General features: G+C 63.3%; 13 protein-coding genes and 1 pseudogene. 7 read left to right on the forward strand and 7 right to left on the reverse strand.

Translation table 11 applies throughout. The features are described from left to right. Positions 1–138, reverse strand: a pseudogene (locus tag EN935_RS41880) (RNA polymerase subunit sigma); the annotation flags it as partial. A gap of 207 nt (positions 139–345) precedes the next feature. On the opposite strand from EN935_RS41880, the gene EN935_RS05985 reads away from it, so the two are divergent. From EN935_RS05985 to EN935_RS05995, 3 genes are all read left to right on the forward strand, one after another. Beyond that, complete coding sequence (locus tag EN935_RS05985; RefSeq protein ID WP_127264439.1) at positions 346–1,353, forward strand: iron ABC transporter substrate-binding protein; 1,008 nt, start codon at positions 346–348, stop codon at positions 1,351–1,353. 174 nt (positions 1,354–1,527) lie between these two features. Further along, the gene (locus tag EN935_RS05990; protein ID WP_164757699.1) at positions 1,528–3,108 is read left to right on the forward strand and encodes an iron ABC transporter permease; all 1,581 of its coding nucleotides are present in this window, start codon (positions 1,528–1,530) and stop codon (positions 3,106–3,108) included. After that, a complete protein-coding gene (locus EN935_RS05995; protein WP_127264443.1) occupies positions 3,105–4,187 on the forward strand; it encodes an ABC transporter ATP-binding protein in 1,083 nt (360 codons plus the stop codon). The genes EN935_RS05990 and EN935_RS05995 overlap by 4 nt, the downstream gene beginning before the upstream one ends. Positions 4,188–4,234: 47 nt before the next feature. Here the strand turns inward: EN935_RS05995 and EN935_RS06000 are convergent, their stop codons facing one another. The 5 genes from EN935_RS06000 to EN935_RS06020 form a co-directional block, all read right to left on the reverse strand. Then, positions 4,235–5,044: a phosphodiesterase gene (locus tag EN935_RS06000; RefSeq protein ID WP_127264444.1), complete on the reverse strand. Its 810-nt coding sequence runs from the start codon at positions 5,042–5,044 to the stop codon at positions 4,235–4,237. A gap of 65 nt (positions 5,045–5,109) precedes the next feature. Further along, positions 5,110–6,210, reverse strand: coding sequence for a sn-glycerol-3-phosphate import ATP-binding protein UgpC (locus EN935_RS06005; RefSeq protein WP_109671647.1), 1,101 nt, complete (start codon positions 6,208–6,210; stop codon positions 5,110–5,112). A gap of 19 nt (positions 6,211–6,229) precedes the next feature. After that, complete coding sequence (locus EN935_RS06010; RefSeq protein WP_109671646.1) at positions 6,230–7,144, reverse strand: ABC transporter permease subunit; 915 nt, start codon at positions 7,142–7,144, stop codon at positions 6,230–6,232. A 7-nt stretch (positions 7,145–7,151) separates the two neighbouring features. Further along, positions 7,152–8,036, reverse strand: a complete 885-nt coding sequence (locus tag EN935_RS06015) for an ABC transporter permease subunit (protein ID WP_109671666.1) — start codon at positions 8,034–8,036, stop codon at positions 7,152–7,154. Between the two features lie 175 nt (positions 8,037–8,211). Continuing rightward, the gene (locus tag EN935_RS06020) at positions 8,212–9,564 is read right to left on the reverse strand and encodes an extracellular solute-binding protein (RefSeq protein ID WP_127373210.1); all 1,353 of its coding nucleotides are present in this window, start codon (positions 9,562–9,564) and stop codon (positions 8,212–8,214) included. 245 nt (positions 9,565–9,809) lie between these two features. Between EN935_RS06020 and EN935_RS06025 the strand changes: the two genes are divergently transcribed. Continuing rightward, positions 9,810–10,850 carry an endonuclease/exonuclease/phosphatase family protein gene (locus tag EN935_RS06025; RefSeq protein WP_127264446.1) on the forward strand — a complete coding sequence of 347 codons (1,041 nt, stop codon included), beginning with the start codon at positions 9,810–9,812 and terminating at the stop codon, positions 10,848–10,850. A gap of 143 nt (positions 10,851–10,993) precedes the next feature. Here EN935_RS06025 and EN935_RS06030 read toward each other — a convergent pair whose 3' ends face one another. Then, a complete protein-coding gene (locus EN935_RS06030) occupies positions 10,994–11,683 on the reverse strand; it encodes a TlpA disulfide reductase family protein (RefSeq protein WP_109671644.1) in 690 nt (229 codons plus the stop codon). A 35-nt stretch (positions 11,684–11,718) separates the two neighbouring features. Between EN935_RS06030 and argH the strand changes: the two genes are divergently transcribed. From argH to lysA, 3 genes are all read left to right on the forward strand, one after another. Further along, the gene (gene argH, locus EN935_RS06035; RefSeq protein WP_109671643.1) at positions 11,719–13,119 is read left to right on the forward strand and encodes an argininosuccinate lyase; all 1,401 of its coding nucleotides are present in this window, start codon (positions 11,719–11,721) and stop codon (positions 13,117–13,119) included. A 119-nt stretch (positions 13,120–13,238) separates the two neighbouring features. Beyond that, complete coding sequence (locus EN935_RS06040) at positions 13,239–13,445, forward strand: lipoprotein (RefSeq protein ID WP_056583600.1); 207 nt, start codon at positions 13,239–13,241, stop codon at positions 13,443–13,445. A gap of 70 nt (positions 13,446–13,515) precedes the next feature. Next, on the forward strand, positions 13,516–14,655 hold a 1,140-nt coding region (gene lysA / locus EN935_RS06045; RefSeq protein WP_127373211.1), incomplete at its 3' end, for a diaminopimelate decarboxylase.

Raw genomic sequence — 14,655 nt, forward strand, 5'->3', positions numbered from 1 at the left:
GCCCTGCACGATCTTGCGCCGAACAAAACCGCGCACCAGCGCGGCAATCCGGTGCAGAAAGTCGGCATAGGCCTTCTCGTCTCCCGCGATCGCGGCCCGCATCAGCCGGGAAAGCTCGGCCTCATCCTTGCCGCTCACAAGAGTTACTCCCCCGATTTTCGCGTCTCGGCGCTGATTTGTTACGTGGCCGGCGAAATAATGTCCAAGCCAAATTACCGGCAAATCACGAAAGTTTGTGCCTCGGCGTCTGATTAAAATCCGCAAGACAATGTTGACTATCCTTGTCATGTATCGATAGGTGCAGCCGTGACAGACTGAAGACTCCCCGAGATCGAGGACAATGCCATGAAATACGCTCTTTCCACCCTCGTCGGCGCCACCGCGCTGGCAATCAGCCTGATCGGCGGCCCGGCGATGGCGGAAGATGATGGCATCATTGTCTACAACGCCCAGCATGAAAACCTGACCAAGGCGTGGGCCGAAGGCTTCACCAAGGAAACCGGCATCAAGGTCACCGTGCGCAATGGCGGCGACAGCGACTTCTCCAACCAGATCGTCGCCGAAGGTACGTCTTCGCCGGCCGACGTCTTCCTGACCGAAAATTCACCGGCCATGGTGCTGGTCGAGACATCAGGCCTGTTCGCACCGGTCGACGCCGACACGCTGGCACAGGTTCCGCAGGACTATCAGCCGGCCAGCGGCAAATGGGTCGGCGTCGCCGCGCGCAGCACGGTCTTTGCCTATAACAAGACCAAGCTGACCGCCGACCAGCTGCCCAAGTCGATGCTTGACCTCGCCGATCCGAGCTGGAAGGGCCGTTGGGCCGCCTCCCCGTCGGGCGCCGATTTCCAGGCCATCGTCAGCGCGCTGCTTCAGCTCAAGGGCGAGGCCGCCACGGCGGACTGGCTGAAGGCGATGAAGACCAATTTCACCGCCTATAAGGGCAACAGCACGGTGATGAAGGCGGTCAATGCCGGTGAGATCGAAGGAGGCGTGATCTACCACTATTACTACTTCGGCGATCAGGCCAAGACCGGTGAAAACAGCAAGAATGTCGAGCTGCACTATTTCAAGAACCAGGATCCGGGCGCGTTCGTTTCGATCTCCGGCGGCGGTGTGCTGGCCTCGAGCAAGCATCCTAAGGAAGCCCAGGCCTTTCTGAAATGGGTGACCGGCAAGGGCGGCCAGGACGTGCTGAAGACTGGCGATTCCTTCGAATACGCGGTCGGCAAGGGTGCGAAGTCTAACCCGAAGCTGGTGCCGCTCGCCGATCTGCAGGCACCGAAGGTCGATGCTACGACGCTGAACTCCAAGAAGGTCACCGATCTGATGACGGCAGCCGGCTTGCTTTAGTTGTCATTCCTCCTAAAAGGACAACCGACCACGCTCCCGCGGAAATTCGCCTTCCGCGGGAGTGATTTTGTTTTTCGAGATGGCATTCGTCGATGACGACACGCTGTGTTCCCTACCGCGATCGCGGCCCTTCAATTGCTGCCGCTGGACGGCAACGGCACGGCGTCTGACCTGATGCAGTCTGCGGTCGATCTCGCGCGCTCGGGCCTGCCTTTGGGCACAGGCCGAAGGGCGCGCCGACGCGCACCGCTTTGGCTGGTCGTCGCCGCCATCTTCGTTGCGCTGCTGGCGCTGGTGCCACTTGCCTTCATCATCTGGATCGCGGTGCAGACCGGTTGGGAGACCGTCTCGGCGCTGGTCTTCCGGCCGCGTGTCGGCGAGCTTCTGGTCAATACTGTCCTGCTGGTCGCGCTCTCCGTGCCGATCACCATCGTGCTGTCGGTTGCGCTGGCCTGGCTGACCGAGCGCAGCGACCTGCCGGCGGCCCGGCTCTGGGCCTGGCTGTGCGTGGCGCCGCTCGCCATACCGGCTTTCGTGCACAGCTATGCCTGGATCACCATGGTGCCGGGACTGCACGGCCTGTGGGCCGGCGTGCTGGTTTCCGTGATCGCCTATTTCCCGTTCCTGTATCTGCCGGTGTCGGCGGCGTTGCGCCGTCTCGATCCCGCCCTGGAGGACGCCGCCGCCGCACTCGGCCTTGGACCCTGGCGCGTCTTCTGGCGTGTCGTGCTGCCGCAATTGCGGCTCGCCATCTGCGGCGGCTCGCTGCTGGTCGGCCTGCACCTGCTGGCCGAGTACGGCCTCTATGTCTTCATCCGCTTCGACACCTTCACCACGGCGATCGTCGACCAGTTCCAGTCGACCTTCAACGGACCGGCCGCCAACATGCTGGCTGGCGCGCTGGTGAGCTGCTGCTTCGTGCTGCTCGGCCTCGAAGTGCTGGTGCGCGGCGAGGAACGCTATGCTCGTGTCGGCTCCGGCGCCGCGCGCTATCAGCAGCGCACAAGCCTCGGACGCGCCACCATCCCGAGCTTGCTCTTGCTTGTCATCACCACGCTGCTGGCGCTCGGCGTGCCGTTCGTCACCATCGGCGGCTGGCTTGCCGCCGGTGGCGCCGATGTCTGGCGCTTCGACGAGATCGGCCTGGCGCTTGGCCAGACGCTGTTCCTGGCGCTCGCCGGCGCATTGCTCGCCACGGTCGCCGCGATGCCAATGGCCTGGATCTCGGTCCGCGCGCCGGGGCCATTGCAGCGTCTGCTGGAGGGCTGCAATTACATCGTCGGCTCGTTGCCGGGGGTCGTCATTGCGCTGGCGCTGGTCACCATCACCGTGCGCATCGCGCTGCCGCTCTACCAGACCCTGTTCACCATCCTGGTTGCCTATGCGCTAATGTTCCTGCCGCGCGCGCTGGTCAGCCTGCGGGCGTCGATCGCGCAGGCACCGGTCGAACTCGAACGCGCCGCTTCCAGCCTCGGCCGGCCGCCGCTGCAGGCGCTGTGGTCAACGACGATCCGCCTGTCGGCGCCAGGTGCCGCGGCTGGCATGGCGCTGGTGGCGCTCGGCATCATGAACGAACTGACCGCGACCCAGATGCTGGCGCCGAACGGCACCCGCACGTTGGCGATGGCCTTCTGGTCCTATAGCGGCGAGATTGATTATGCCTCCGCGGCACCTTACGCCTTCATCATGGTGGCGATGTCGCTTCCCTTGACCTGGCTGCTCTATGTCCAGTCGAAACGGATGGCCGGACGATGAGTTTTCTCGAAATCAGCGGCCTCACCAAGCATTACGGCCCGGTGGCCGCCCTTGCCGGCGTCGACCTGAACGTCGCCAGCGGGAGCCGCACGGCGATTGTCGGCCCGTCCGGCTGCGGCAAGACGACCTTGCTGCGGCTGATCGCCGGCTTCGAGGCCCCGGACCAGGGCCGCATCATGCTCGACGGCGAGGTGCTGGCCAATGGCGGCGCTGCGGTACCGGCGCATCGCCGCGGCATCGGCGTGGTGGCGCAGGATGGTGCGCTGTTCCCGCATCTGACCATTGGTGACAATATCGGTTTCGGCATGGGTCGCGGCGAGGACAAGCGCACCGAACGCATCGTCGAGCTCGCCTATATCGTCGGCCTCGACAAGGCGATCCTCAAACGCCGCCCGCACGAACTCTCCGGCGGCCAGCAGCAGCGTGTGGCGCTCGCCCGCGCCATGGCGATGAAGCCCAGGCTGATGCTTCTCGACGAGCCGTTCTCGGCCTTGGATACCGGCCTGCGCGCCTCGATGCGCAAGGCGGTGGCCGAGCTTCTGGAAGCCGCCGGCATCACCACCATCCTGGTCACGCACGACCAGGCCGAAGCGCTGTCCTTCGCCAGCCAGGTCGCGGTGATGCGCGACGGCAGGTTCTCGCAGGTAGGGACGCCGCGCGACCTCTATCTCAAGCCGAAGGACAGGATGATCGCCGAGTTCCTCGGCGACGCCATCATCCTGCCGGCAAAGATATCAGGCGGCTTCGCCAACTCGCCGCTTGGCCGCATCGCGGTCGATACCAATGACAGCCGCGATATCGCCCGCATCATGCTGCGGCCGGAGCAGATCGCGCTGAAAAGAACGTCGCGCGAGGGCATGTCGGGCACCTCGGACATGCTGTTCGGCGAAGTGACGGAATCGGAATTCGCCGGCTCGATGTGCACGATCGCGGTGCGGCTCTTGAACAATGCCGATCCGCCCGATGCGGCCGCGATCGGCAACACGCCGCTGGTCCTGCGCAAACCGGGCATGGACGCGCCGGCGGTCGGCGAGATCGTCCGGCTGACCGTATCGGGAAAAGCGCATGTCTTCGCCTGATTGATCGAAGGCGCCGCCGCACCGCGCCTCAACGCGGGGTGGCCGGCTCACGCCGTGAGGCGCTCGCCGGTTTCGCCGGAATAGATCGGCCATTGTTCGAGAAAATCGCAACCGTGCACGACCACGTGCTCGTTGGCGCTGTCGATGAGGACGACCGCGTAGGAAGGCGGCGCCTGCTCGACAATCTCGCTCGATCTGTCAAGCGCAAGCTCGAACCTGGCATGCAGGCCGCGCTGCGCCGAGAACGCAATGCCGGCGACCGTGCCGGCAATGTCGCGATGGACGTGACCGAAGAAGATGTGGCGGACATTGCCATGGCGCCGCAGCAGGCCGAGCAACCGTTCGGGCTGCTCAAGGGCAAGCGGATCGAGCTGCGGCAGGCCGAGCGCGACCGGCGGATGATGCATGAAGACATAGGCCGGCCGGCCGGCCGCTTCTTCGAGCCGGGCTTCGAGCCAGGCTAGTCGCCTGTCGCACAATTCGCCTTCGACGCGACCTTCCGCCAGGCAGTCGAGAAACAGCAGCACCTCGTCGGCCGTTTGATGGGCCGACTGCACGAAGTCGTTCTCATCGAGCGGAATCTCGGGAAACGCCGCGACAAGATTGGCCCGCCGATCGTGGTTTCCCGGCAGCAGCCGCCAGGGCACCGACAGCGTGCTCAGGGCTGTCCTGAGATCGGCATAGCTCTCGGGCGCGCCGGTCTCGGTCAGATCGCCGGTGAAGACACAAAGCGTGGCATCGGCGTGATGCGCATTGATGTGCGCGATGCATGAAGCCAGCCGCTGATGCAGGTCTGCGCCATAGCGGCGCTCGCCTTGCCGGCCAAGATGGACATCGGTGACCTGGATAATTTTCATTGCGCGCTTCTTGGACTTGTCGGTGGTGCCTGCCCGTCATCGGCGATGACTGGCGGCTTCAGAAATTAGAGTGCCGGTTCCGGCACCGAGGCCTTGAAGACCTCGAGACGTGTTCCCGTATCCGACGAGAAGAAATGCATATCCTCCGGCGAAATCTTCAGGCCGACCGCGCTGCCCGGTTCGGGGTGGACGGCCTCCGAGGTCATCACGGAGAACGACGCACCGTCGAGATCGACATAGATGACGCGTCCCGCGCCCAGCTCCTCGACGAGATCGACTGTGGCATCGAGCGCGCCTGCCGTGCCCGGCGCCACCAGGCGGACGGCTTCAGGCCGGATACCCATCGCTACCTTCGTGCCGACCGGCAGCCCCGCGCGTGCCATGGCTAGGCGCCGGCTGCCGCCAAGCAGCGACAGCCCGTCGAGATCAACTGTGCCTTCGAGGATGTTCATGGCCGGCGCACCGACGAAAGTGGCGACGAAGCGGCTGGCCGGACGGCTATAGATCTGGGCCGGCGTGCCGACCTGCTCGACGCGGCCGCCATTCATGACCACCAGCCGGTCGGCTAGCGTCATCGCCTCGACCTGGTCATGCGTGACGAAGACCGAGGTGGCATTCAGCCGGCGATGCAGCTTGCGGATCTCCGAACGCATCTGAACGCGCAGCTTGGCATCGAGGTTGGACAGCGGTTCGTCGAACAGGAACACCTTGGGCTCGCGGATCATCGCCCGGCCCATGGCGACGCGCTGCCTTTGGCCACCGGACAGCGCCATCGGCTTGCGGTCGAGCAGATGCTCGAGCTCCAACGTGCGGGCAACCGCCTGGACGCGCAGCTGGCGCTCGGCGGCGGGGACGCCGGCCACCTTGAGCGAATAGCCGATGTTCTGCGCCACGCTCATATGCGGATAGAGCGCGTAGTTCTGGAACACCATGGCGCAGCCGCGCTCGCGCGGCTCCAATTTGTTGACCACGGTGCCGTCGATGGCGATCTCGCCACCGGAAATCTCTTCCAGCCCAGCGATCATCCTGAGCAGCGTGGACTTGCCGCAGCCGGAAGGCCCGAGAATGACGACAAATTCGCCCGAGGCGATGTCGAGGTCGACGCCGTGCACAATCTGCAACTTGGCGTAGCTCTTCTTGACGTCGCGAATGGTGATGGAGGCCATCGGCTCTATCCTTCTGAAGTCACTTCTCGGTGGCGATCAGGCCGCGCACGATCCAGCGCTGCATGGCCACGACGACGATCAGCGGCGGCAGCATGACGATGAGTGTGCCGGCCATGGCGATGTTCCATTCGGGAATGCCGCCGACGTTGGGAATGAGTTGCTTGAGTTCGGTGACCGCCATCGCATGGGATTGATCCGTGGTGATGAGCAGCGGCCACAAATACTGGTTCCATGCATACAGAAACATGATGGTTCCAAGCGCCGCCATGTTGGTGCGCGACAGCGGCAGCAGAACATCGATGAAGAAGCGCAGCGCGCCGGCACCGTCCATGCGCGCCGCCTCGGTCAATTCGTCCGGTATCGTCAGGAAGAACTGCCGATAAAGGAAGGTGCCGGTGGCCGTCGCGACCAGCGGCAGGATAAGCCCGGGATAAGAATTGAGCAGCCCTAGGTTCAGCGAGACCTGAACGCCCGAAACCTTTTCTATGAGCCAGCTTATGCCGGTCACGTCGAGAATCGCCTGATAGGGCGTAAGCACATTGGCAACGACCGCGTAGGTCGGGACGATGCGCACTTCCAGCGGCAGCATCAGGGTGACGAAGATCAGCCAGAAGATGAAGGTGCGGCCGGGATAGCGGAAATAGACGATCGAAAAGGCCGTAAGCGCCGAAATTATCACCTTGCCCGCCGCGACCCCCGTGGCAACGATGAAACTGTTGAGCAGCTTGGGGCCGAGATCGGCCGTCGTCCACGCCGTCTTGATGTTGAGCCAGAAATCGCTACCCGGCAGCAGGGACATCGGCACGTCGTTGACGTCCTTCAGATTGTGCGACGAGGCAATCACCACGATCACGAAAGGCGCGATCGCCAACAAAAACCCGATGAACAGCACAAGGTGCGTGACGAAGTTCAGGATGGGGGTGCGCTCTACCATGACCGTCTCACTGATAGTGCACGCGCCGCTCGATAAAGCGGAACTGGAAGATGGTAAGCACGATGATGAGCACCATCAGGATGATGCTCTGCGCGGCGGCGCCGGAAAAATCGAGGCCTTTGAAGCCGTCGGAATAGATCTTGTAGACCATCAAATTGGTGGCGTTCGCCGGCCCACCCGAGGTCATGATGTCGACGATGCCGAACGAATCCTGGAAGCTCTCGGTGATGTTGATGACCAGCAGGAAGAAGATCGTCGGCGTGATCAGCGGGAACTGGATGTCCCAGAAACGTCTGACGACCCCGGACCCGTCCATCGCCGCTGCCTCGATCAGCGAACGCGGGATGGCCTGGAACGCGGCCAGGAAGAAAATGAAGTTGTAGCCGACATATTTCCACGAGAAGGCGACGATGATCGACGCCATGGCATCCGCGCCATCGAGACCCGGATCCCAGATCCCTGGCCACATCCGGTTGATGACGGAAAGGAACCCCGCCTCCGGCGCCAGAATGAAGCGGAACGCCAGCGCCAGCGCAGGGGCCGCGATGCCGTAAGGCCAGATCAGCACCACGCGATAGAAGCGCGAGCCGGCAAGCTGGCGGTCGGTCAGCGCCGCGAGCACCAGCGCGACGAACATCGCAAGCCCGGTGCTGATCGCGGCAAAGACCAGGCTGGCGGTGATCGAATTCCAGTAGTCGGCGTTGGACAGGATCGAGCGGAAATTGTCGAGCCCGACCCAGACATTGCCGCCGCCCCAGGGCTGCTGCAGCGTCAGCGACCAGTACACGGCCTGACCGGCGGGCCAGTAGAAGAACGTGAAGATCAAGAGGAGCTGAGGCACCGCGAAAAGGATGCCGATCGTCCAGCTGCCAAAGGTAACGCGTTTTTCCATCGGTCCGCCGATGCCGCTCAACGGCCACTTAGAGCAAGATTAATAACGAAATGGCCGCCCGTCGACCCAAGCATGATCCCGAAAAGTGGAAACCCGTTTTTACGGACAAACGGTTTCCGTTTGTCCACGGATCATGCTCGGAGAAGACCGGCGGGCGGCCGCGTAGATTCCGAGATCAGGGCAGGGTCTTGCCCGGATAGGTCTGCTGGAAGCGGTCGAGGATGGCGTCGCCATTCTTGACCAGCGTATCGAGGCCCTCCTGGACGCTGACCTTGTTGGCGAAGATCGCCTGCATCTGCGTGCCGAACTCGGCGCGGATCTGGGTGAAATTGCCCAGCCGCACACCGCGGGTGATTTCGGTCGGCTCGGACGCGGTCAGGCTGGCGATCGCGACTTCACGGCCCTTGTAGGGCGCCTTGTCGTAGAAGCCGGTGGACTTCATGTAGTCGAAGCCCGACTTGGTCACCGGGATGTAGCCGGTGTTGGTCGACCAGAACAATGCGGTCTTGGGGTCGTGGATGAAGTTGAGGAACGCGGCTGCGCCTTTGTATTCCGCATCCGACTTGCCCGAGAGAACCCATAGCGAAGCGCCGCCGACGAGCGAATTCTTGCGCTCGGTACCGGCATAGACCGGCAGTTCGGCGACATCCCAGTTCATGCCTTCCTTCTGGGTCTTGCCGACGGTGCCGTGATCGCCGACCGAAGTCAGGATGACCTGGCAGGTGCCGGAAGCGAAGGCCTGGACCATATCCTGGCCGAGGTCCTTGGACTTGATCTTGATCAGGCCGGCATCATACCACTTCTTGAGATCGGTGACGTACTGGACGAACTTGGTCTTGTTGACTTCCAGACGCGCGTCGAGGCCGTCATAGCCGTTGTTCTTGGTGGCGACTGGTTGGTTGTGGAGCGCCGAGAACTGCTCCATCAGCTGCCAGCTTTCATTGGCGGAGATGTTGATCGCCATCGGGCACTCGTAGCCGGCGTCCTTCAATGCCTGGAGGTCGGCTGCGACATCTTCCCAGGTCTTCGGCGCCTCGGTCTTGCCGATCTTGGCGAAGGCGTCCTTGTTCCAGTACATCAGTGGGGTCGACGAATTGAACGGGAAGGACAGCATCTCGCCCTTCGAGGTCGCATAGTAGCGCGCGATGCCGGGGAAATAGTCGGCGTAGTCAATCTTGTAGCCGTTTTCTTCCATCGGCTTGTCGGCCGGCTTGTAGGCGCCCGACAGCATCATGGTGGCGGTGCCTACGTCATAGACCTGGACGACGGCCGGCTGCTTGCCGGCGCGGAAGGCGGCGATCGTGTTCTGCAGCGTGGCGTCGTAATTGCCCTGGCTGGTGCAGACGACTTCATAGTCGGTCTGCGAGGCGTTGAAGTTCTTGCACAGCGTGTCGACGACGCGGGCGAGATCGCCCGAAAGGCCGAACCAGAAATCGAATTTTACCGGCTCTGCGACGGCAGGCATGGCAAGCGCTGCGCTGAGCGCGCCAGCGGCAAGGGCGGCGAAGCCCCGCTTGATGATGGTCATGATTTCTTCCCTCTTGAGTGGCTGTTGACAAGGGTCTTGCGCAAGTCCTTGCACGCTCTCTTAGAGAAGGTATGTGACAGTTCTGCTGTGGCCTCTCAGGCCTGTGGACAGCCCGTCTCTTCTCCTCTCCGGCGGTTGCGCCGGCATGAAAATGTCATGCCGGCGCTCTAGGTAGCTAGGGCGGCTGCCGAGGACGTAAAGACCCTGAAGAGCTGTCATGATTACCCGGCTAAGGGATGAATGAAATGCTGGTGCCACAGCTGACGCATGTTCCACTCGCTGAGCGCCAGGCCATGCGCGACGGGCCACGCGACAGCGCCACCCATCTGCGCCTGGCTGCCGCCACACCGGCACTTGGCCAGATCGAAATCGGCGGCAAGACTTCACGCGAAAGCGCCGGCGAAACGCTCACCGTCGTGGCCTGGAACGTCGAACGGCTGCGCCATGGCGATGCTATCGCGGCCACGCTTGCCGGCCAGGCTCCCGATGTCGTGCTGCTGTCCGAGGTTGACGAAGGCATGGTGCGCTCAGGCAACGGCCATCCTTTGCGTGTTCTTGCCGACCGACTCGGCCATGCCTTCGCCTATGGTGTCGAATTCGTCGAGCTCGGCGGCGGCAACGAGGCTGAGCAGGCCGCAACCGGCACGGCCCAGAATACAGAAGGCTTCCATGGCAATGCCGTGACCAGCGCCATCCCACTACTTCGCCCTTTCCTGGTCCGCCTCGAGGCGGCTGGCGGCTGGTTCCGGCCGGAACGCGGCCAGCCGCGCATCGGCGGACGCATGGCCATCGGTGGCCAGGTGCGGATCGGTGACCGCAGGGTGACGGTGGTCTCGGTGCATCTGGAAAACCGCACAGATCCCGCCGGCCGTGCCATCCAGACCAGCCATCTCCTCGATGCCATCGACAAATACGATTCGCAGGCGCCGGTCTTGCTTGGCGGCGACTTCAACACGCTGACGTCAACCCATGAGGAGCGCAATGACGATCCCGACGCCTGGGCGGCGCGCATCGCGGCAGAGCCGGACCGGCTGATCGATGTCGAACGCCATGAACCACTGTTCGCGGTCCTCGCCGGGCGCGGTTACGACTGGAAGCCCGCCAACAAGCTCGACCTGCCCACGCAGCGACGCGAGGCCGGCGATCCCACCCCGATCGGCCACATCGACTGGTTCTTCACGCGCGGCCTTGTCGCAACGGCTCCTGCCGTTCTTCCGGCTGTGCTGGCGGACGGCAGGCCGAGCTCCGATCACGAGGCACTTGTCGTGACGGTCCGCATCGCCTGACGAGCGCGGGCGGCCGGCTTCCACCAGAAGAAATCAACCACCCCTGCTCCGGAAAAACACGCCTTCGCGCCCGCGCCCGCGCTCGGTCTGAACAGGGCCTGATCGCCCAAAGGGTATAGCGGCTTTGGGACAACGACGCCCTTTTAGAGGCTTTCGGGCTTGAGTGCGGTCTCGACCAGTCGTCTGGCATCCGGCCCCGACCATTCGGCCGGGCCATTCATATGGGCGATCAGGCAGCCTTCGCCGTCGATCAGCATGGTGACGGGAAGGCCGAGCGCCAAGCCGCGCGTCTTGAGGTCGTTGAACAGCCCCATCGTCGAATCCCTGAAATAGCCGAGCGTCTTGACGCCGGTATCGCTGAGGAACTTCTTCGGCTTCGTATCGTCACCGGCATCGACATTGACGGCGACCACCTGAAAGGCATCGCTGCCCTTTTCCTTCTGCAGTGCATCGAGCGCCGGCATTTCGGCTCGGCACGGCGCGCACCATGTCGCCCACAGGTTGAGCAGCACCGTCTTGCCGGCATGATCGGCAAGCGTCATCGGCTTGCCGTCCGGGCCATTGAAGGCGAGGCTCTTTAGGGATTGCGGCGGATCGGCCGGCAAAAGCGCGGCGACCTCCCCGGTGGCGGAGGCCGCGACCTTCTTGGCGCGGTCGCTCTTGGCCGCGCAGGCAACGTCGTCCTTGCTCTCGCCGACGGCCGCTTGTGCCGGTGCATTGTTGCCAGACCGGCTCTCGCTGACATATACCGCGACCGCGCCGGCCAGCGCGCCTGCCACCAAGGCGGCGAAGATCAGGCGCGGGGCCGGGAAGAATCTATTACCGTCTGCCATTTTCTCAAAACTGCTCCGAAGCACGGGTTATAGCCATGAGCGACAAGAAGACCAGCAACCAGATGTGGGGCGGACGTTTTGCCTCGGGTCCGGCCGCGATCATGGAAGCCATCAACGCGTCGATCTCGTTCGACCGTAAACTCTATGCCCAGGACATCAAAGGCTCGATCGCCCATAGCGAGATGCTGGCGCAAACGGGCATTATTTCGGCAGCCGATCAAGAAAAAATCGCTCACGGGCTGAACACGATCCTGAAAGAGATCGAGGCCGGCACCTTCGAGTTCTCGACTCGGCTCGAAGACATCCACATGAACATCGAGGCACGCCTTGCCGATCTGATCGGCCCGGCCGCCGGCCGGCTGCACACCGCCCGCTCGCGCAACGACCAGGTGGCGGTCGATTTGAGGCTGTGGGTCAAGGACGAGTGCTTTCGCGTCGCCGAGGCGCTGAAAGGGTTGATCAAGGCGCTGCTGGAGCGGGCCGAGGAGCATGCGGCAACGGTGATGCCGGGCTTTACCCATATGCAGGCGGCACAACCGGTGACCTTCGGCCATCACTGCATGGCCTATGTCGAAATGTTTTCGCGTGACCTGTCGCGTGTGCGCGATGCGATCGAACGGATGGACGAAAGCCCGCTCGGTGCCGCAGCGCTCGCCGGCACCAGTTTCCCGATCGACCGTCACCAGACCGCCAAGGCGCTCGGCTTCCGCGAGCCGATGCGCAATTCGCTCGACAGCGTTTCGGACCGCGATTTCGCTCTCGAATTCCTCGCTCTTGCCGCGATCTGCGCCACGCATTTGTCGCGGCTGGCCGAGGAGATCATCATCTGGTCGACGCCGCAGTTCGGTTTCGTCAGGCTGTCGGACTCGTTTTCCACCGGCTCCTCGATCATGCCGCAAAAGAAGAACCCTGACGCCGCCGAACTGGTGCGCGGCAAGACCGGCCGCGTCACCGGCCATCTGGTCGGCCTGCTGACGGTGATGAAGGGCATGCCTTTGACCTATGGCAAGGACATGCAGGAAGACAAGGAATCGGCGTTCGATGCCGCCGAGACGCTCGACCTGATGCTGGCCGCGATGACCGGCATGGTCTCGGACATGACGATCAACGCAGCCGCGATGAAGAAGGCCGCCGGCTCCGGCCACGCGACAGCGACCGACCTCGCCGACTGGCTGGTGCGCACGCTCGGCCTGCCGTTCCGCGAGGCGCATCATGTCACCGGCCGGGCGGTGGCACTGGCCGAAGACAAGAAGGTGGGGCTGGAGAAGCTTTCGCTGGAGGATTTGCAGTCGATCAATCCCGGCATCACGGCGGACATATTTTCGGTGCTGGCGGTGCAGAACTCGGTCAAGAGCCGCACCAGTTTCGGCGGCACCGCGCCGTCGGAAGTGAGGAAGCAGATCCGAGCCTGGAAAAAGCGACTGGCGAAAGCGTGATGCCAGATATTGCGACCAGCAATATCCGGGGGATATTGCGACCAGCAATATCCGGGGTGCAATACGCTGAGAACTCGGCTAAAAGCGGCGGCTGGCAAACGTTTCGGACGGATGGATCGATGACCGGAAGCAGGATTTTGGTGACGCTGACGCTGCTGGTTGCGATCGCGGCCGTTTCGGCCTGCGGTAGGAGGGGCGGTCTCGACACGCCCTATGAGGCAGCCGTGCAAGCGCGCAAGGACGCCTCGAAGGCTCACCAGCCTGTGCCGCCGGAGCCGGAAAAACCGGTCGTGGACAAGAAATTCATCCTCGACCCGCTGATCTAGAGCCGATGACACCGGGGTTGGTCTTTCCAAACCCGGTCTCATCGTGCCCCAACTTTCCGGAACCACTCGAGTGAACCATTTCGACTACCGCGACGGCGTGCTCCATGCCGAGGACGTGGCGATCCCCGATATCGCTACACAGGTCGGCACGCCGTTCTACTGCTATTCGACGGCCACCTTGACCAGACACTACCGGGTGTTCGCGCAAGCCTTTGCCGGGCTCGACGCGCGGGTCTGCTACGCCATGAAGGCCAATTCCAACCAGGCCGTTCTGCGCACGCTGGCGAAGCTCGGCGCCGGCGCCGATGTGGTTTCGGAAGGTGAATTGCGCCGGGCGCTGGCCGCCGGCATCCCGGCAGGCAAGATCCTGTTTTCGGGCGTCGGCAAGACCGCGCGTGAAATGGACTTTGCCCTTGCCGCCGGCATCCTCTGCTTCAACGTTGAATCCGAGCCTGAACTCGAACTGCTGTCGGCGCGAGCCGCCGCACTTGGCAAGGTGGCGTCGATCTCGCTACGTATCAATCCCGATGTCGACGCCAGGACCCACAAGAAGATCTCCACTGGCAAGGCCGAGAACAAGTTCGGCATCCCGTGGCAGAAGGCCCGCCAGGTCTATGCCCGCGCGGCAAAGCTTCCCGGTATCAAGATCACCGGCATCGACACCCATATCGGCAGCCAGATCACCGAACTGCAGCCTTTCGACGACGCCTTCGCTCTGCTTGTCGATCTGGTCGGCGCGCTGCGCACCGACGGCCATGCCATCGAGCATATCGACCTCGGCGGCGGCCTCGGCATCCCTTATCGCGTCGACAACAACCCGCCGCCGCTGCCCGATGCCTATGCCCAGATCGTCAGGAGGCATGTCACCAAGCTCGGGTTGAAGGTGATGTTCGAGCCGGGCCGGCTGATCGTGGGCAATGCCGGCATCCTCGTCTCGGAAGTGATCTTCGTAAAGGAAGGCGACGCCAAGAACTTCCTCGTCGTCGACGCCGCCATGAACGATCTGATCCGGCCGACGCTCTACGATGCTTTCCATGACATCCGCCCGGTCGTGCAGCCGCCGGCGGACACGCCGCGCATGATGGTCGATGTGGTCGGCCCGGTCTGCGAGACCGGCGATTACATCGGCCTCGATCGCGATCTGCCCAGGCTGAAGGCCGGTGACCTAATTGCCGTCTCCACCGCCGGCGCCTATGGCGCGGTGCAGGCC

Origin of the sequence: Mesorhizobium sp. M7D.F.Ca.US.004.03.1.1, assembly GCF_003998635.1 — a bacterium.
Taxonomy (GTDB): domain Bacteria; phylum Pseudomonadota; class Alphaproteobacteria; order Rhizobiales; family Rhizobiaceae; genus Mesorhizobium; species Mesorhizobium loti.